The sequence below is a fragment of the Mesorhizobium sp. MC2-1-1 genome (genome assembly GCF_057597255.1).
Genome location: NZ_CP195205.1, coordinates 4,098,399 through 4,116,072 on the forward strand (window position 1 = coordinate 4,098,399; position 17,674 = coordinate 4,116,072).

At 64.8% G+C, this 17,674-nt stretch carries 20 protein-coding genes; 14 read left to right on the top strand and 6 right to left on the bottom strand.

What is annotated here, in order from left to right:
* Positions 1-119 precede the first annotated feature (119 nt).
* Positions 120-578 carry an N-acetyltransferase family protein gene (locus tag ACR64R_RS20265; protein WP_487358056.1) on the top strand — a complete coding sequence of 153 codons (459 nt, stop codon included), beginning with the start codon at positions 120-122 and terminating at the stop codon, positions 576-578.
* 15 nt (positions 579-593) lie between these two features.
* Here ACR64R_RS20265 and ACR64R_RS20270 read toward each other — a convergent pair whose 3' ends face one another.
* Complete coding sequence (locus ACR64R_RS20270; protein WP_487358057.1) at positions 594-1,322, bottom strand: class I SAM-dependent methyltransferase; 729 nt, start codon at positions 1,320-1,322, stop codon at positions 594-596.
* Between the two features lie 206 nt (positions 1,323-1,528).
* On the opposite strand from ACR64R_RS20270, the gene ACR64R_RS20275 reads away from it, so the two are divergent.
* Complete coding sequence (locus tag ACR64R_RS20275) at positions 1,529-2,176, top strand: thiamine phosphate synthase (protein WP_487358058.1); 648 nt, start codon at positions 1,529-1,531, stop codon at positions 2,174-2,176.
* A gap of 1 nt (position 2,177) precedes the next feature.
* On the top strand, positions 2,178-3,341 hold the full coding sequence (locus ACR64R_RS20280; protein ID WP_487358059.1) for a tetratricopeptide repeat protein: 1,164 nt from the start codon (positions 2,178-2,180) through the stop codon (positions 3,339-3,341).
* Between the two features lie 7 nt (positions 3,342-3,348).
* Here ACR64R_RS20280 and ACR64R_RS20285 read toward each other — a convergent pair whose 3' ends face one another.
* Positions 3,349-4,365 (bottom strand): zinc-dependent alcohol dehydrogenase family protein, encoded by a 1,017-nt coding sequence (locus ACR64R_RS20285; protein ID WP_487358060.1) that lies wholly within the window; start codon positions 4,363-4,365, stop codon positions 3,349-3,351.
* A 104-nt stretch (positions 4,366-4,469) separates the two neighbouring features.
* On the opposite strand from ACR64R_RS20285, the gene ACR64R_RS20290 reads away from it, so the two are divergent.
* From ACR64R_RS20290 to ACR64R_RS20320, 7 genes are all read left to right on the top strand, one after another.
* Positions 4,470-5,336 carry a LysR family transcriptional regulator gene (locus tag ACR64R_RS20290; protein WP_487358061.1) on the top strand — a complete coding sequence of 289 codons (867 nt, stop codon included), beginning with the start codon at positions 4,470-4,472 and terminating at the stop codon, positions 5,334-5,336.
* Positions 5,337-5,467: 131 nt separating this feature from the next.
* On the top strand, positions 5,468-6,034 hold the full coding sequence (gene efp / locus ACR64R_RS20295; protein ID WP_487358062.1) for an elongation factor P: 567 nt from the start codon (positions 5,468-5,470) through the stop codon (positions 6,032-6,034).
* A 37-nt stretch (positions 6,035-6,071) separates the two neighbouring features.
* Positions 6,072-6,872: an inositol monophosphatase family protein gene (locus ACR64R_RS20300; RefSeq protein ID WP_487358063.1), complete on the top strand. Its 801-nt coding sequence runs from the start codon at positions 6,072-6,074 to the stop codon at positions 6,870-6,872.
* 114 nt (positions 6,873-6,986) lie between these two features.
* Complete coding sequence (trhA, locus tag ACR64R_RS20305) at positions 6,987-7,679, top strand: PAQR family membrane homeostasis protein TrhA (RefSeq protein WP_487358064.1); 693 nt, start codon at positions 6,987-6,989, stop codon at positions 7,677-7,679.
* Between the two features lie 176 nt (positions 7,680-7,855).
* Positions 7,856-8,881, top strand: coding sequence for a MotA/TolQ/ExbB proton channel family protein (locus ACR64R_RS20310; RefSeq protein WP_487358065.1), 1,026 nt, complete (start codon positions 7,856-7,858; stop codon positions 8,879-8,881).
* A gap of 1 nt (position 8,882) precedes the next feature.
* Positions 8,883-9,911, top strand: coding sequence for a peptidoglycan -binding protein (locus ACR64R_RS20315; RefSeq protein ID WP_487358066.1), 1,029 nt, complete (start codon positions 8,883-8,885; stop codon positions 9,909-9,911).
* A 353-nt stretch (positions 9,912-10,264) separates the two neighbouring features.
* The gene (locus ACR64R_RS20320) at positions 10,265-10,690 is read left to right on the top strand and encodes a hypothetical protein (RefSeq protein ID WP_487358067.1); all 426 of its coding nucleotides are present in this window, start codon (positions 10,265-10,267) and stop codon (positions 10,688-10,690) included.
* 127 nt (positions 10,691-10,817) lie between these two features.
* Here the strand turns inward: ACR64R_RS20320 and ACR64R_RS20325 are convergent, their stop codons facing one another.
* A complete protein-coding gene (locus ACR64R_RS20325) occupies positions 10,818-11,171 on the bottom strand; it encodes a DUF1304 domain-containing protein (RefSeq protein WP_487358068.1) in 354 nt (117 codons plus the stop codon).
* 144 nt (positions 11,172-11,315) lie between these two features.
* Between ACR64R_RS20325 and ACR64R_RS20330 the strand changes: the two genes are divergently transcribed.
* Positions 11,316-12,800 carry a carboxypeptidase M32 gene (locus ACR64R_RS20330; protein WP_487358069.1) on the top strand — a complete coding sequence of 495 codons (1,485 nt, stop codon included), beginning with the start codon at positions 11,316-11,318 and terminating at the stop codon, positions 12,798-12,800.
* 36 nt (positions 12,801-12,836) lie between these two features.
* On the opposite strand, the gene ACR64R_RS20335 is transcribed toward ACR64R_RS20330, so the two are convergent.
* Positions 12,837-14,639, bottom strand: a complete 1,803-nt coding sequence (locus tag ACR64R_RS20335) for an ABC transporter transmembrane domain-containing protein (protein WP_487358070.1) — start codon at positions 14,637-14,639, stop codon at positions 12,837-12,839.
* 205 nt (positions 14,640-14,844) lie between these two features.
* Between ACR64R_RS20335 and rpmE the strand changes: the two genes are divergently transcribed.
* Positions 14,845-15,066 carry a 50S ribosomal protein L31 gene (gene rpmE, locus ACR64R_RS20340; RefSeq protein WP_027166741.1) on the top strand — a complete coding sequence of 74 codons (222 nt, stop codon included), beginning with the start codon at positions 14,845-14,847 and terminating at the stop codon, positions 15,064-15,066.
* Between the two features lie 183 nt (positions 15,067-15,249).
* Here the strand turns inward: rpmE and ACR64R_RS20345 are convergent, their stop codons facing one another.
* A complete protein-coding gene (locus tag ACR64R_RS20345; protein ID WP_487358071.1) occupies positions 15,250-15,891 on the bottom strand; it encodes a TetR/AcrR family transcriptional regulator in 642 nt (213 codons plus the stop codon).
* A gap of 109 nt (positions 15,892-16,000) precedes the next feature.
* Between ACR64R_RS20345 and ACR64R_RS20350 the strand changes: the two genes are divergently transcribed.
* Entirely contained in the window at positions 16,001-16,834 is an 834-nt protein-coding gene (locus ACR64R_RS20350; RefSeq protein WP_487358072.1) for an NAD(P)H-binding protein, read from the top strand.
* Between the two features lies 1 nt (position 16,835).
* Positions 16,836-17,312, top strand: coding sequence for an anthrone oxygenase family protein (locus ACR64R_RS20355; RefSeq protein ID WP_487358073.1), 477 nt, complete (start codon positions 16,836-16,838; stop codon positions 17,310-17,312).
* Between the two features lie 30 nt (positions 17,313-17,342).
* Here the strand turns inward: ACR64R_RS20355 and ACR64R_RS20360 are convergent, their stop codons facing one another.
* Entirely contained in the window at positions 17,343-17,669 is a 327-nt protein-coding gene (locus tag ACR64R_RS20360) for an Rdx family protein (protein ID WP_487362505.1), read from the bottom strand.
* Between the last annotated feature and the right edge of the window lie 5 nt (positions 17,670-17,674).

Below are 17,674 nucleotides of genomic sequence, written 5' to 3' on the forward strand. Positions count from 1 at the left end.
GAATGCCGCCGTCGGGATAGTCATTAACGCCGGCATCCGCTATTGCCGTCCCGACATCGACGACCGGCCGAGCCGCAAGGGCTCGTCGGTCGGCTGGCCCATTATCTCGAGGTGTGGAAATGAGCGCCATGACCATTCGCCGGGCGCGCGAAGCGGACGTCGCGGCGATCGTCGCGATGCTTGCCGACGATCCGCTGGGCCAGGCCCGTGAAGACGCAAGCCTGCCGCTGGCGCGAGCCTACCTGGACGCCTTCGCGGCCATAGATGGCGACCCCAACCAGTTCCTCGCTGTGATGACCGAGGGCGACGAGGTAGTCGGCACGCTGCAGATCACCTTCCTCTCCGGATTGTCGCTGCGCGGCGCCTGGCGCGGCCAGATCGAAGCCGTGCGCGTCGCCGCCAACCGGCGGGGCGAAGGGCTGGGGCGCCGCCTGCTCGACTGGGCTATCGACAAGTGCCGCGAGCGCGGCTGCCGGGTCATCCAACTGACGACCAACAAGAGCAGGCTCGACGCCCACCGCTTCTATGAGCGCCTTGGCTTCAAGGCCAGCCACATCGGGTACAAGCTTGAACTCTAGGGAGGCGGCGACCGTTCAAACCCGCGCCTGAACAAGCAGGAACATCGGCCGTTCCAACTCCTCGGCGAGCTCCGGCCGCGCGGCGATCTGCTCGTCCGTCGGGCGGAATTCCTCGACATGGCCAATGGTGAACCCGGCCGCGATCAGCAAGTTGAGCGTAGTGCCGACGGTGCGATGGTGCTTGACAACGCCCTTGGTGAACCAGTCGGTGGTGCGCGGTCCCTCGACCAAATAACGGTCGATCGGCCATGTCTTCCTGCCCTCGGAATCGATCGACCAGCCCGGCTTGGTCGGCGCCATGTAGATCGGATGTTCCGTCGAGAAGACGAAGGTCCCGCCTGGGACCAAGGCCTCGTGGACGGTCGCGAAAAGACGCGCGGCATCGCCGACATAATGCAAGGCGAGCGAACTGTGGGCGAGGTTGAAATGCGCCTTCGGCAGACTGAGCTCATCGAGATCGGCGCGCCGATAGGTGATGGCCTCGTCGACGCCCGCGGCGCGTGCCTGAGCAAGCATCTTTTCAGACAGGTCGAGGCCCAGAATCTCCCTTGCGCCCTGCGAGCGAGCCCAGCGGCAGAACCAGCCATACCCGCAGCCGAGATCGACGACCTTCAAACCTCCGAGGTCGGGCAGCATGGCGCGCAGCGCCGGCCATTCAGGCGCGCCGTCCAGGCCCTCGACCGAGCGCCCGAGACGGCTGTAACCTTCGAAGAATTCGGGGCGGTCATAGATGTTTTGCGCCATTGTGCCTGCTCCTGCTGTCGTCGGCATGTCTAGCCGAGCTTCCTTCTGCGTCAACGCCAGTGACGGACGCATGGATCACGCAAGCCACAGCGGCGGTAAGCATTTTGGCCTTGGTCCACGGCGCCGCTGTTCAAGCCCGACGCTTTGCTCTATGCCGCAATGCAACCATCTTCGCCCGACATAGGCGAAACCGGGATCGAAGGCCAATGAACGATTTAACCCCGCCCAACCGCTGCCGCATCGTGCTTATAGCCCCGCCGCTCGTGCCGGCGGAGCAGATCTGCGCGGCATTCGAAGGCGGCGACGTTGCTTCGCTCATCCTGCCGGACAACGGCATGGACGACGCCTCCTTCCAGGCCTTCGCCGAGAGGATCGTGCCGATCGCGCAGACCGCAGGCATCGCCGTGATCATCGCCGGCGACAGCCGCGTCGCGGGGCGCGTGCAGGCCGACGGCATCCATGTTGAAGTGAAGCCCGCGGAGCTAGCCGAGACGGTCGAGCGCCTTGCCGGCAAGATGATGGTCGGCGCCGGCGGCGCCAAGACCCGCGACGAAGCGCTGGCGCTCGGCGAGGGGCGGCCCGACTATATGTTCTTCGGCCGCTTCGGCTATGACAACAAGCCGGAGCCGCACCACCGCAATCTCGCCCTCGGCGAATGGTGGGCGGAGATGATCTCGATCCCCTGCATCGTCATGGGCGGCTCCGAGCTTGCTTCCGTCGAGACGGTGGCCGCGACCGGCGCCGAGTTCGTGGCGCTGTCCAGCGCCGTCTTTGCCGACGGGCGCGACCCGCGCGCGGCGGTCGCCGCCGCCAACGCGCTGCTCGATCAGACCGCGCCGCGCTTCGAGGGCTGACATGCGCCTGCGTGTCCTCCCCCTGGCTGTCCTGGCCGGCTTGTTTGCGCAGGCAGCGATGGCGGCTCAGACCGTCCCGCTGCCGCAGGCTCGGCCTGATGCAGGCACACCGAATACGGCCACGCCCAATGCAGCCACGCCAAATGCAGCCACGCCCAATGCAGCCACGTCGGGCGCACCCTTGCCGGACGCACCCATGCCGGACAACGCAGCGCCGGATGCGAGCAGGTTCGGCGGCAATCTGCATATCGACAAGCCGATCCAGAACACCTTGCCGCAGCCGGCCACCATGACGCCGCCGTCGGCCGACGCCGTCAATCCCGACCGCTTCGGCGCCAAGCAGCCGGACGCCGCCTACGGCGCCTTCCAGCGCGGCCTCTACAAGACCGCCTATAACCTTGCCATGGAGCGCGCCAAGAACGGTGATCCGGCGGCCGAGACGCTGGTGGCCGAAATCCTGTCGCGCGGGCTGGGCGTGCCGCTCAATCCGGCCGAGGCCGGCAAGTGGTATGCGCTGGCCGCCGAACAAGGGGTGCCTGAGGCGCAGTTCCAATATGCGCTGATGCAGCTCGACGGACGCTATGTGAAGAAGGACGAAAAGGGCGCTTTCGCGCTGATGCAGGCCGCGGCCGAGGCCGGCAACCGGCTTGCGCAGTTCAACTTCGCGCAGCTGCTCGTCCAGCGGGATCCGGGCGACGCCGGCCTTGCAAAGGCCGCCATCTATTACGAGCGCGCGGCCGCCACCGGCCTTGCCGACGCCCAATACGCAATGGCTCAACTCTACGCCAACGGCGCCGGCGGCAAGCCGCATGACGACGCCCAGGCGCGTCTTTTCCTGGCGCAGGCGGCGCGGCAGAATTACGACACCGCCCAGATCGACCTCGCCGCCTGGATGATAGAGGGACGCGGCGGCCCGCGCGACCTGAAATCGGGCTTTGCCTGGATGAGGCGGGCGGCGCAAGGCGGCAATGTCGCGGCCCAGAACCGCCTTGCCAAGCTCTATATGGGCGGCATCGGCACCGACCCGGACCTGATCCTCGCCGGCGCCTGGTATATCGTGGCCCGCCGCGCCGGACTGATAGACCCGCAGATGGACGATTTCCTGCAGGGCCTCGACGACGACCAGACCAAACAGGCGCTGCAAAAGGCAAATCGGCTGCCGTAAGCCTTCCTCACGTCATGTGGTCGAGAACAACCTTGCCGAAAGGCGATCCGTGTTCGAGATGCTCAAACGCACGTGCGGCCTCTTGCCATGGGAACACTTTGTCGATCACGGGGTGAATTCTGTTGACGGCAAGCGCCCGGTTCATTGCCTCAAAGGACTCACGTGAGCCGACCGGAATGCCGCGCGCCGTGACCTGACGCCGGAAGATCTCGAGCGGATTGACCGATCCGTCGCTGCCGCCGAGATAGCCGATGACGTTGATCTGACCCGCGCGCGCTGCGGCCTTGAGCGACTGCGCGAAGCTTCGCGGCCCACCGACCTCGATGATGTGGTCCGCGCCGCGACCGTCCGTCAGCCGCAGCACTGCTTCCGCCCAGTCCGGGTTGTCGCGATAGTTTACCCCGTCATCCGCGCCGAGCTCTTTCGCCCGAGCGAGCTTTTCATCGCTACTCGATGTCACGAGCACACGCGCTCCGGCAGTCCGTGCAAGCTGCACGGCGAACAGCGACACGCCCCCGGTGCCGAGGGTGAGCACGGTCTCGCCGGGCCTCAACTTGCCTTCGGTGAACAGCGCATGCCACGCCGTGACACCCGCGCAAGGTAGCGTTGCCGCCTCGACATCGCTGAGATGGGCCGGGGCGAACACGGCCGCCTGCTCATCGAGCAAGGCATACTCGCTAAGCATACCGTCGATAGGCCCGCCACGCTGGTAGGAAGCCTCGGCCATGAGGAAGCTGCCACCCACCCAGCGTTCCCAGAATGTCCCGCAGACACGGTCGCCGATCTTGAACCGGCTGACTTCCGTTCCGACAGCCACCACCTCACCCACACCGTCGGAAAGCGTCACCAAGGGCAGCGCGAACTTGGTGTGATAGCTGCCGCGGACGATTTCCACGTCACGGTAGTTGAGTGCGCTTGCCTTCACCTTGATCAGGATTTGCTGCCGGTCCGGCGCGGGTGTCGGCCGGCTGGCCATCCTCAGGTTTTCGATGCCGCCGGGAGCCTGCAATTCGATCGCGCGCATTTGGATTTTCCTTTGACTGGAGCACTCAGGCAGGAAAATCGCTTGCATCGACCCAGATTTCAAATTCATAATATTCAGAATGTTTATGCATCCGAAACATACTGATGCTTGACGAGCTACGTACCCTGGTCGTCTTCGCCGAGGAGGGGTCGATCCAGAAGGTCGCGCTGCGCCTGCCGCTGACGCAGCCGGCGGTGACCAGGCAGGTTCAGCGTCTGGAGGATATGCTCGGCACGACGCTGCTCGACCGGCGGCAAAAACCGCCGCGACTGACGGCAGCTGGGTTGGAGGTCCTCGCACGCGCCAGGGACATTCTGGCTTCGGTGGAGGCTCTAAAGTCTTTTGCAACTAAGGCCGAACCCCAAGGCGTTCTGCGCCTTGGCCTGGCGCATGGGCTGTCCGACCCTGGCGTGGCCAGCGCCATTGCCGACGCAACGGCAGCGTTTCCGAAAGTCTCACTGCGTTTGCGAACCGCCTGGAGCAAAGAGATCGTCGATCAATTCGATCGCGGCCAAGTCGACATGGGCATCGTTCTGAGCCCCCCCGACCATGAAGGTCCGGGAGTGCTCGGCATCGAGCGTCTCAGCGTCATCGCACAGGCCGGCTGCACGCGGCAGCATGTGGAAGCTCGCTCGCCGATGCCTTGGGTGCTGAGCCCGGAGCCTTGCGATGCCCGTCAAAGGCTCGCCTCCGCGATGAGGATTGACGAACGGCGCCGGCTCGTCGTGGCGGCTGAAATTCAGGATCCCGCAATGCAGATGGAATGGGTTCGCCGCGGACACGGCCTTGGCTTGATGCCCTCGCGATTGGCGTCGCGCGGAGTTCCCGATGGCATCATGCTTGTCGACACCGATGATCTCGACCTTTCCATGCGGGTTGTGGCGCTCCGCTCGCCGCACCTCAACTCCTTGGCGAAAGTGGCCGACGCCATCGCCAAAACCGTCGGTGAGGTGATCGCGGCTGGTGCCTGATGCCGAATTTGCGACACAGTCACTCAGCCGCGTACGTTGGCTCCCTCCCTTGCTACTAAGTGCAATTTGTGGTCTTGGGAGCGCCAAAGCGCGACCCGCGCCAGAAAAATCTCATTCCGGACCAGTTCAGCATGGCCAAGATCAGTGGCAACGAAATCCGTCCCGGCTATGTCATCGAGCACGATGGCGGGCTGTGGGTGGCGGTCAAGACCAACACCGTCAAGCCTGGCAAGGGCGGCGCCTACAACCAGGTCGAGCTCAAGAACCTGATCAACGGCACCAAGCTCAACGAGCGCTTCCGCTCGGCCGAGACCGTCGAGCAGATCCGGCTCGACCTGAAGGATTTCTCCTTTCTCTACGAGCAGGGCGACGCGCTGGTGTTTATGGATACCGAAAGCTACGAGCAGCTCGAGCTGGCCAAGGAATTCGTCGGCGAGCGCGCCGCCTTCCTGCAGGATGGCATGATGGTGACGGTGCAGCTTTACGAGGAGCGGCCGATCGGCATTTCGCTGCCCGACCAGGTGACGCTGACCGTCACCGAGGCCGATCCGGTGGTAAGAGGCCAGACGGCGGCCTCCTCCTACAAGCCGGCGGTCCTGGAAAACGGCATCCGCGTGCTGGTGCCACCCTTCATCTCGGCCGGTGAGCGCATCATCGTCGACACCAACGAAATCACCTACATGCGCCGCGCCGACTGAGCGTCGGTACGTAGCAAGACAAAGCCAGGAAGAAGAAATGGCGCGTTCCGCTCTCCTCAACGTCATGGTCCAGGCCGCGATGAAGGCCGGCCGCTCGCTGTCGCGCGACTTCGGCGAGGTGCAGAACCTGCAGGTCTCGATGAAGGGACCGGGCGACTATGTCAGCCAGGCCGACCGCAAGGCCGAAGAGATCGTCTTCACCGAGCTTTCGAAGGCGCGGCCGGGCTACGCCTTCCTGATGGAGGAACGCGGCGCCGTCGAAGGCGAGGACGCCCAGCACCGCTGGATCGTCGATCCGCTCGACGGCACGACCAACTTCCTGCACGGCATCCCGCTCTTCTCGGTATCGATCGCGCTCGAGCGCCAGGGCCAGATCGTCGCCGGCGTCGTCTACAATCCGGCGATGGACGAGCTCTACACCGCCGAGCGCGGCGGCGGCGCCTTCATGAACGACCGGCGGCTGCGCGTTGCCGGCCGCTCCAAGCTGATCGATGCGGTGATCGGCTGCGGCATGCCGCATCTCGGCCGTGGCCAGCACGGCAATTTCCTGATCGAGCTGCGCAACGTCATGGCGGAAGTCTCGGGCGTGCGGCGCCTGGGCTCGGCCGCGCTCGATCTCGCCTATGTCGCGGCCGGGCGCATGGACGGTTTCTGGGAAACCGGCCTGTCGTCCTGGGATATCGCCGCCGGCATCCTTCTGGTGCGCGAGGCCGGCGGGTACGTCTCCGATATGGACGGTGCCCAAGGCATGCTCGACAGCGGGGAGGTCGTGGCCGGCAACGAGCTGATCCAGCGCGCGCTGCTCAAGACCGTGAAGAAGCCATTGGCGGCTCGCTGATCGTCCATGGCGCCCTTCGCGCGTCGAAAAGACGCGCGCCTTAGTCGCAAAACCGCAACCGAAGCTTGAAATACTGGTCCGCGAGCGCCCAGATTAGGCCTTGCAGGATCAACGATGAACGAAGCGCGGCCAGATACCCAGCTTGAAATCCCCCTCGTCGGGCGCTGGCACTATTCGCGCGCCGAAATGATCGCCGACGGTATCGTTCACGCGGTCGGCATCGTGCTGGCGATCGCGGCCGGCTCCGCCTTCCTTGCGCTCGCGGCCTTCCATTCCGGCCCAGGCGAGTATGTGGCCGCCGTCTTCTACGTCGTCTCGCTGCTCACCGTGCTCTCGGTATCACTGGCCTATAATCTGTGGCCGGTCTCGTGGCCGGCGAAATGGGTGCTGCGCCGCTTCGATCACGCCGCGATCTACCTCCTGATCGCCGCCACCTACACGCCCTTCCTCGCCCAGCTCAACAGCACGCCGCTGGCGCTGCCCATGATCGTCGTCGTCTGGGGCGCCGCGATGGCCGGCATCGCCATCAAGATGTTCCTGCCCGGCCGCTACGACCGGCTGGCCATCGTCTTCTACCTGGCCATCGGCTGGAGCGGCGTGGTGCTGGCCGGACCGCTGGTCCAGACGCTGCCGACGGCCTCGGTCGCGCTGCTCGTCGCCGGCGGCATCGTCTATTCCTGCGGCGTCATCTTCTTCGCCTGGAAGGGCCTGCGCTACCACAACGCCGTGTGGCACGGCTTCGTCGTCACCGGAGCGGGCCTTCATCTGGCCGCCATGGTCGACTGCCTGGTCATCAGCCGGTTCTGAGCGCAATTCGAGGAAAATTGGCGCGGCAGTCAGGTCCGGCGCCTTCGGCTCGGCCCGCCGAATTGCGCCAAAACGAGACCGTGCCGGCGATATTGCCAAGCACCATTCAATTTGGTCACAATTCCGTTTAGAGTCGCGGCAATTCTGCGGCGGTTGGCATCGGAAACGGGGCACGGATGGCTTTTCTCAGATCCTTCGGCAGGCGCTCGGATGTCCTGGTCTACGATCCGCACAAGCTGTCGAGCCCACAGGTCTTCCTGCTGACCATGGTGATCTTCCTGATCATCGTCGCCTTTATCGCCGCCATCCTCACCCGCCAGATCTCCACCGCCTTCTCCAGCAACCCGGGCCTCAACGGATTGATCGTCGGCGTGCTGGCGGTCGGCATCCTGCTTGCCTTCGCACAGGTCGGGCGGCTTTTCCGCGAGGTGCGCTGGGTCAACTCCTTCCGCGCCGGCTCCGAGACCACCGAGCCGATCCTGCTGGCGCCGATGAAGGCGATGATCGGGCGCTCGTCCTCGATGGCGTTTTCGACCTCGTCGATGCGCACGATGCTCGATTCCATCGCCACCCGTCTCGACGAGAGCCGCGACACCTCGCGCTACCTTGTCGGCCTGCTGGTGTTCCTCGGCCTGCTCGGCACCTTCTGGGGCCTGCTAAACACCATCGCCTCGATCCGCGAGACGATCGAGGCGCTGGACCCGGGCACCGGCGATGCCGCCGCCGTGCTCGACGCGCTGAAGCAGGGCCTGTCGGCGCCGCTCGCCGGCATGGGAACCGCGTTTTCCTCATCGCTGTTCGGCCTGTCCGGCTCGCTGGTGCTGGGCTTCCTCGACTTGCAGGCCGGCCGCGCCCAGACCCGCTTCTACACCGAGCTCGAGAATTGGCTTTCGTCGGTCACCGACCTGTCGTCGGACATCGTCGTGTCAGACACGTCGAAAACCGCCGAATCCTCCGAGGACATCCGCCTGCTGTCGGAACGACTGCGCAGCCTGCAGGAAAACGGCGGCGGCTCCAATCCGCGCGTCGCGACCGCCATGGCCAATCTTGCCGACGGCATCTCGGGGCTGGTGAAGAACATGCGCTCCGAGCAGCAAATCATGCGCGACTGGGTCGAGGCCCAGTCCGATGAGCAGAAGGCCATGCGCAACACGCTGGAAAAGATCGCCGACGCGCTGAAGAAGCAGCAAGGGGTCCACTGACGTGGCGCTGGCAAGACGGCGCGCCGACCGCCGCATCGACTATTGGCCGGGCTTCGTCGACGCCTTGTCGACGCTGCTCCTGGCGATCATGTTCCTGCTCACCGTCTTCGTGCTGGCGCAGTTCCTGCTCAGCCGCGAGATCTCCGGCAAGGACGCGGTGTTGAACCGCCTCAACTCGCAGATCAACGAGCTGACCCAGTTGCTCGCGCTGGAGCGCTCGAACAGCCAGGACAAGGAAGATTCGCTCGCCAACCTGCAGGCATCGCTGTCGGCGGCGCAAGCCGAGAAGAGCCGCCTGGAGCAATTGCTGGCGCAGGGCGCAGGTGCCGGCGACGCGGCCAACAAGCGTGTCGACGCGCTGTCGGGCGAGCTCAGCAACCAGCGCCAGATCAGCCAGCAGGCGCTGAGCCAGGTCGAGATCCTCAACCAGCAGATCGCGGCCCTGCGCAAGCAGATCGGCGCGCTGGAAGACGCGCTCAACGTTTCCGAGCAGCGCGACCGCGACTCCAACACCAAGATCGCCGATCTCGGCCGCCGCCTGAACGTGGCGCTCGCGCAGCGTGTCCAGGAGCTCAACCGCTATCGCTCCGACTTCTTCGGCCGCCTGCGCGAGATCCTCGCCGACCGCGAGAACATCCGTATCGTCGGCGACCGCTTCGTCTTCCAGTCGGAAGTGCTGTTCCCGACCGGCTCCGACGAGATCAACGATGCCGGCAAGGTCGAGATGAAGAAGCTCGCCGACGCCATCATCGAATTGCAGAAGGAAATCCCGCCCGAGATCAGCTGGGTGCTGCGCGTCGACGGCCATACCGACAACAAGCCGCTCTCCGGCACCGGCCGCTATCGCGACAATTGGGAGCTGTCGACCGCGCGCGCGACGTCCGTCGTGAAGTTCCTGATCGAGAACGGCGTGCCGGCCAACCGGCTGGTCGCCGCCGGCTTCGGCGAATTCCAGCCGCTCGACCCGGCCGACACCGACGAGGCGCGCAGCAAGAACCGCCGCATCGAACTGAAGCTCACCGAACGGTAATTCAAGGGTGCCTCCCGAAAACGGGAACCGGCTGCGAGGCAAAGACATGCGCAGAATCAAGGACCTGATGAGCGCGGAGCGTATCTGGAAGACAGCGCTGCGCTTCAAGATCACGCAAAGTCACGGGAAGTTGTTTGCCGACTGAATACTTAGGGTGCCAAAGTCCCGCGGCAAGTCCTGAAAATATTATGTTTTTTTAATTACACACCACGAACCTACGCTCCTAAGTTGGCGCGCAGGGCCGGGGCCCGCCGGCGATGCCTCCCATCGCGACGCGACGGAACCGGACGGCCCGCAAGTCGGAAGGTCAAGCGGCGCGGCCGCTTCCTTCCCTGTCAGGAGGACGCGCCGCCATGCGCATTTCAACATCTCTCAAGACTGCAACTCTCGCCACGGCTCTGATCGCCGCCCCGCTCGCCGGCGCCTATGCGGCCGGGCATCACAAGGGCGTGCTCGATGCGAGCGATCCAACCGATTTCACCGGCCCTCGGGTGACCAGCCTGATCGAACAGATCCAGGGCGTGGATCAAGGCATCACCGACGCCCGCGAGGCAAACAGCATCTCGGCCTCCGAAGCACGGCAACTTCATATGCGCGCCGCCCATATCAGCCTGGCCGCGCAGCATGTCGCCGCTTCGGATCATGGCAGGATACCGTCCGCGCAATATCATGACCTGCTGCGCAGGCTCGACAATATCGACCAGAGACTGATGGACGATACCGGCAGCGGCTTCATGATGGGCGATGGCTCCGATGGCGGAAACTACCCGAACGGTTGACCACGGAGGAAGGGGTCGCTGGCGCGCGCGAATAGCGGGACCCGGTTTCGGAAAGGATCATGCAGTCAAAACGGCCGCCCATCCCGATTCATCGGGATGGGCGTAACCCCGGGGCGCCCTTCCTGGCTCAAAGGCCGAGCCAGAGTGCGATGATGGCGAGCGCCGCCGGCAGCGTTTGGATGAAGAGTATCCTGCGGCCGACGGTCGCCGCGCCGTAGAGACCGGCTATCGCGACGCAGAGCAAGAAGAATATCTTGACCTGGAACCCGCCGACGCCGAGATAGAGGCCCCAGACCAGACCCGCCGCAAGAAAGCCGTTATAGAGCCCCTGATTGGCGGCAAGCACCTTCGAGACGCTGGCGAATTCCGGCGTCATCCTGAACGCCTTGTGGCCGCTCGGCGTGTCCCACAACACCATCTCCAGATAGACGATGTAGCAGTGGATCAACGCCACCAGCCCGACCAGGATATTGCCGATCATCGTCCCCTCCGATGCTTGTTTCCAGCATTGATCACGGGCCGCCGCCCTAAGGCAAGACAGGTTGACGCTGTCCCGCCGACAAGGGTTGCCAAGCCCGGCGCCTTGGTATCTTTTCGCGCCAGCCAATTGACCTTGGGAACCATCATGTCCTTCCAGAAACTCGACGAACTCGGCCACAAGCTCGAAGCGCTCGAACACGCTCTGGCAATCCTCGGCGCCGATGAAGCCACGCACATGGCGGTCGGCGGCGGCGAGAAGCGCGCCGAGGCGATGTCTTCGCTTGCGGGCATGTTGCACCGTCAGGCCACGGCGCCCGAAATCGGCGACTGGATTTCGGCCGCCGAAGCCGAGCCGCTCAGCGGGGAACAGCAGGCGGCGGTCAGGGAACTGCGGCGCCAATACACCAACCTCACCTGCCTGCCGGCCGAATTCGTCGAGCGCCAGACGGTGGCGCGCATGCGTTCCGAGCAACTATGGCGCGACCTGCGCGCCAGGAACGATTGGGCGGGCTTCCTGCCGGCGCTGGAAGGCGTGGTCGCCCTGGTGCGCGAAGAAGCGGCCCTGCGTGCCGACGCGCTCGGCCTAGCCCCTTATGACGCGCTGATGGAGCAGTATGATCCCGGCAACCGCGCCGCCGACATCACGCCGGTGTTTACAGAGCTGAAGGCCTTTCTCAAGGATTTCCTGCCGCATGCGCTGGCGGTGCAGGATGCGCGGCTGGCAAGACACCCATTGAAGCCGCTCTCCGGCAGCTATGCTGTCGACCGTCAGCGCGAGCTCGGCCTTGCCATGATGGCGGCGGTCGGCTTCGACCTCACCCATGGTTCGCTTTCGGTCTCGCACCATCCCTTCTGCGGCGGCGTGCCCACCGACGTGCGCATCACTACACGCTACAAGACCTCCGATTTCCTGTCGGCGCTGATGGGCGTGCTGCATGAGACCGGCCATGCGCTCTATGAGCAGAATCTGCCGAAAGCCTGGTCGCATTGGCCGCTCGGCAAGGCGCGCGGCATGGCCGTGCATGAGAGCCAGAGTCTGTTCGTCGAAAAGCAGATCGGCCGCAACCCGGCCTTCTGGCGCTGGGCGTTACCGGTGGTCGAAAGACATCTCGGCGAAGCGTGGTCGCTCGACGACATCCTGCCGCACGTCCACCATGTCGAGCGCGGCCTGATCCGGGTCGACGCCGACGAGGTCACCTATCCGCTGCATGTCATCCTGCGCTATGAGCTCGAGCAGGAGCTCGTGTCGGGCCGGCTGGAGGTCGCGGACCTGCCCGAGGCCTGGGATGCCAAGATGCGCAACTATCTCGGCCTCTCGACCATCGACAACCCTGCCGACGGGCCGATGCAGGACGTGCATTGGCCGGGCGCCGCCTTCGGCTATTTTCCCTCCTACACGCTCGGCGCCATGATGGCGGCGCAGCAATGGGCGGCGCTGACCAGGGAGCACCCCTCCGCCGACCAGGATCTCGCCAAGGGCGATTTCGGCGCCGTCAACGAGTGGCGCCGCGCAAGGATCTGGTCGCAGGGCTCGCGCTGGTCGACTCCGGACTTGCTCGAGCGCGCCACCGGGGAGAAGCTCAATGCCGCGTACTTCACCGAGCACCTGCGCAAGCGCTACGGCGGCTGACGCGCAGCCGTTCTACGCCAGCCGGGCGAGGTGCGGCTACTCCGCCGCGCCCCTGAAGGCGCTGGCTCCCGTGTCGAATTGCAGCTTGGCGAGCCGGGCGTAGATGCCGCCCTTGGCGACCAGGCTCTGATGCGTGCCTTCCTCGACGATGCGCCCGCCATCCATGACCAGGATGCGGTCGGCCTTGAGCACCGTTGCCAGCCGGTGGGCGATGACGATGGTGGTGCGGCCGCGCATCAGCCTCTCAAGTGCCCTTTGCACAAGCGTTTCGCTCTCTGCGTCGAGCGCCGAGGTCGCTTCGTCGAGCAGAAGGATCGGCGCGTCGCGCAGGATGGCCCGGGCAATCGCGATGCGCTGGCGCTGGCCGCCGGACAGCGTCACGCCGCGCTCGCCGACCTGGCTGTCATAACCCCTGTCGAGCCTGGCGATGAATTCGTCTGCAAGAGCAGCCTTGGCCGCTTCGTCGATCTCGGCGTCGCTGGCGCCCTGCCTGCCGAAGCCGATATTGTCGCGCACGCTCGCAGCGAAGATGGTGACTTCCTGCGGCACGATCGCGATGCGTTCGCGCACGGCCGCCGGATCGGCCTCGCGCACGTCGACGCCGTCGATGACGATGCAGCCTCTTTCGGGATCATAGAAGCGCAGGATCAAAGAGAAAACGGTGCTTTTGCCCGCGCCCGAAGGTCCGACGATCGCCACCGTCTCGCCCGGCTTCACCTGGAAGCTCAGGCCGTGCACCGCGGCACGGTCCGGCCGCGCCGGATAGGAGAAGGAGACGTCGTCGAAGCTGATCGCGCCGTTGGCGACGGCCGGCAGCGGCTGTGGATCGGCAGGCGCCTGGATGGCCGGTTTCTCGGCCAGGATTTCCGTCAGCCGCTCGGCGGCGCCCGCGGCCTGCGACAGTTCGCTCCACACCTCCGACAGCGCGCCAAGCGCGCCGGCGGCGAACACCGAATAGAGCAGGAACTGACCGAGCGTGCCGGCCGACATGGTGCCCGCAAGAACGTCGCGCGAGCCGAACCAAAGCACCGCCACCACCGAGGAGAAGATCATGAAGATGGCGAAGAAGGTGAGGAACGAGCGCGCGAAGATGGAAGCGCGCGCCGCCTCGAAGGCGGCGTCGACGGCACTTGAGAAGCGGCCGGTGACCAGCTTCTCGTTGGTGAAGGCCTGCAGCGTGCGCACCGCCCCGATCTGCTCGCTGGCATAGGCGGTAGCCTCGGCGAGCGTGTCCTGCGCTTGCCGGGACCTACGGCGCACCGAACGGCCGAAGGCGACCAGCGGCAGCACGATAACCGGAATGGCCGCGATCACTAGGCCGGACAGTTTCGGGCTGGTGACCACCATCATCGCCACCGCGCCAAGGCCAAGGATGAGGTTGCGCAGCGCGACCGAGGCGGTTGCGCCGACCGCCGACTTCACCTGCGTGGTGTCGGCGGCAAGCCGCGATACGATCTCGCCGGAATGCGCCTTGTCGAAAAAGGCGGGCGAAAGCGTCGTGACATGGGCGAAGACGTCGCGGCGAATGTCGGCCACGACCCGCTCGCCGAGCGTGATCACGAAATAGTAACGGCTGGCCGAGGCCGCCGCCAGCAAAGCCGCCATCACCACGAGTGCGGCGAAATACTCCGCAATGAAGGTGGAACTTGCGGCCTCGAAACCGTGATCTATCATACGCCGCACGGCCATCGGCAACGCAAGCGTGGTCACCGCGGCCACAATCAACGAGATGGTCGCGCCGATCGCCAGTTTCCGGTATCGGGCGATGTAGGGGAAAAGGTTTCTCAGCGGTCGGACCGAGCGCCTGCGCTGGTCTCCACTGGCACCGATATCCGCCATGGGCGTTTCCTCTGGCCGCTTGCCGGTACTGCGCCTCAATATGCGCCTGCCGCGGCCTTGTGATTCAATTTCGGCTGATGTATAGGCTCGCCGACCGTTTTAGAAGCCGTGGCTTTTCATTAGCTGCGGCTTCGAGTTTTAAAAAGAGGCGCATCGACGCAGGCCATTGGCCCGTCACCCGCGCCGGCAAGCCAGGAACACGACAATGAAGGCCGATATCCATCCCGACTACCACACCATCAAGGTCGTCATGACCGATGGCACCGAGTACCAGACCCGTTCGACCTGGGGCAAGGAAGGCGACACGATGAACCTCGACATCGACCCGACCACGCACCCGGCCTGGACCGGCGGCCAGCAGACCCTGCTCGACCGCGGCGGCCGCCTGTCGAAGTTCAAGAAGCGTTTCGAGGGTTTCGGCCTCTAAGCCGGATACGCCTTCAGGATTGAAAACCCGCCTTCGAGGCGGGTTTTTTGTTGGCAGGTGCCCCTTATCCCTTCACGGGAGAGGGTGCCCGAGAGGCCGACGAGGGCCAGCGCCAGCCTCAAAGATCGGTCGGTACCGGCGAGAGTCGCGTTCTCACCAGCGATTTCGCCAATCGTGCTAGCCCTATTCCCCCACCAGCTCCCTCAGCGCCATGCGCTTGTAAGCCGCGACCAGCCTGTCGCCCTCCTCCCGATCGACCGAAATCGCCAGCCGCACGGCCGCCTCGCCCATCTGCCACACTAGAAATGCCGTCGTCTCCAGTTCGACCGGATCTGCATCGGGCCTGACCCGCTTGAGCACCGCTACCAGGAAATCGGCATTGGCCCGGCTGTCGGCCAGTTCGAGCGCGCGCAGCGCCTTGTCGGCCTGCGTGCCTGACCAGACGTCGCGTATGACCGGCTCGGCCAGAAACAGCTGGTAGTAAATGTCGACCAATTCGGAAAACGCGCACTTGAAGCCCTCGGCGTCTTCGACATCTTTTAGCGCGGCAGAAATACAGGCCTGGCTTTCAGCGGTGTAGCGCTCGGCAAGCGCCCAGACGATCGCCCGCTTGTCGGGAAAGAACTGGTAGAGCGAGCCGATCGAAACTCCTGCCCTTTCCGCCACCTCGCCCATGCGCATGGCGTCGCTGCCTTGTTCGGCAATCAGCGCCGAGGCGGCGGAAAGCATGCGCTCGACCCGCTCGCGGCTGCGCTGCTGGCTCGGCGACCGGCGCGGCGTAGCGATGGCCGCATGGTCCGGCTTGGCGGCAACTTTGTCATCCATGGCTCTCTCCCAGGCGACCTTCCGAAAACTGCTTGACTCCCAAAATACGAGGGTTTATCACGTTTTGCAAACATGAGGGTTGCTCATATTTTAAACCGAGGAGATCGAGATGACTGACATGACACGAGACCCGGTTCTGGTTCTGGGTGGCACCGGCAAGACCGGGCGCCGGCTGGCCGAGCGGCTGACCGCAAAAGGCATTCCTATCCGAATAGGCTCGCGCAACGGCGCGCCGTCCTTCGACTGGTTGGACAAGGATACTTGGGGGCTGGCCCTCGAAGGCGTCGGCGCCATCTACATCAGCTACTATCCCGACATCGCGGTGCCGGGCGCGGCCGACACCGTAGATGCGCTGGCCCGGCTCGCTGTAGAAAGGGGCGTCAAGCGGCTGGTGCTGCTTTCCGGCCGTGGCGAGACCGAAGCGCAACGCGCCGAGGAGATGGTCAAGACCTCGGGCGCCGACTGGACGATCCTGCGCTGCGCCTGGTTCTCGCAGAATTTCAGCGAAGGCTTCCTCGTCGAATCCATTCTCCAAGGCGAGGTCGCGCTGCCGGTAGGGCCGGTCGGCGAACCGTTCGTCGATGTCGAAGACATCGCCGACGTCGCCGAAGCCGTGCTGACAAGGCCTGGTCATGTCGGCCAGCTCTACGAGCTCACCGGCCCGAGGCTGCTGAGCTTCGCCGATGCCGTCGCCGAGATCGCCAGGGCGACCGGCCGTAAGATAAGCTACCGGCAGATCTCAAACGCCGAATTCACCGAAGCGATGGCCGCGCACGACCTGCCGCCGGACTTCGCCTGGCTGCTCAACGAGCTCTTCACCGAAGTGCTCGATGGCCGCAACGAGATGCTGACCGATGGCGTGCAGCGCGCGCTCGGCCGTCAGCCGAAGGACTTCTCCACCTATGCAAACGCAACCGCCGCGACCGGCATCTGGAGCAACTGAGATGATCGAGCTTGTTCCCAGCCTCACCTTCCTCGCTGCTATCGGCTCCGGCGTCGTCGGCGGCGTGTTCTTCGCCTTTTCCAATTTCGTCATGGCGGCGCTTGCCCGGCTGCCCGTCCCGAGCGGCATCGCGGCGATGAACTCGATCAACGTGACGGTGATCACCCCGACCTTCATGACGGCGCTGTTCGGCACCGGCCTCATCTGCCTCGTGCTGATTGCCGCCGTCCTCTTCGGCTGGAGCCAGCCGGGCTCATACTGGCTGCTTGCCGGCGCGGTGATCTATTTCGTCGGCAATCCGCTCGTGACCTTGGTCTTCAATGTGCCGCTCAACGACGCGCTCGCGGCCGTCGATCCAGAGAGCGCCAACGGCGCCGCCGTATGGGCAAACCATCTGAACCAGTGGGTGATGTGGAACCACGTCCGCACCGTCACCGCCATCGTGTCGATGGCCTGCTTCATTGTCGCCTTGCTCTGAAAGAAGCCCTCGCGAACGAAAGACTCTGCCTCAGGCGGGGTCTTCTTTCGTCTGTTCCTTGGAGACGTGACCCTTGCGATCCGAGTGCCCCAGATCGCGATCGGGGTCGATCACATCGCGCACCAGTTGCTTAAGCTTTGCCGCCTCCGGAAAGCCGCCGTCCCGCTTGCGGTCCCAGATCACCTGATCGTTGCAGGAAACGGTGAAGATGCCGCCGGTGCCCGGCACCAGCGTCACCTCGCCGAGATCGGTGCCGAAGGTCGAAAGCAGCTCCTGCGCCATCCAGCCGGCCCGCAGCAGCCACTGGCATTGCGTGCAGTAGGTGATGCGAATGACGGCCAGCGGCTTCTCGCTCATGTCGT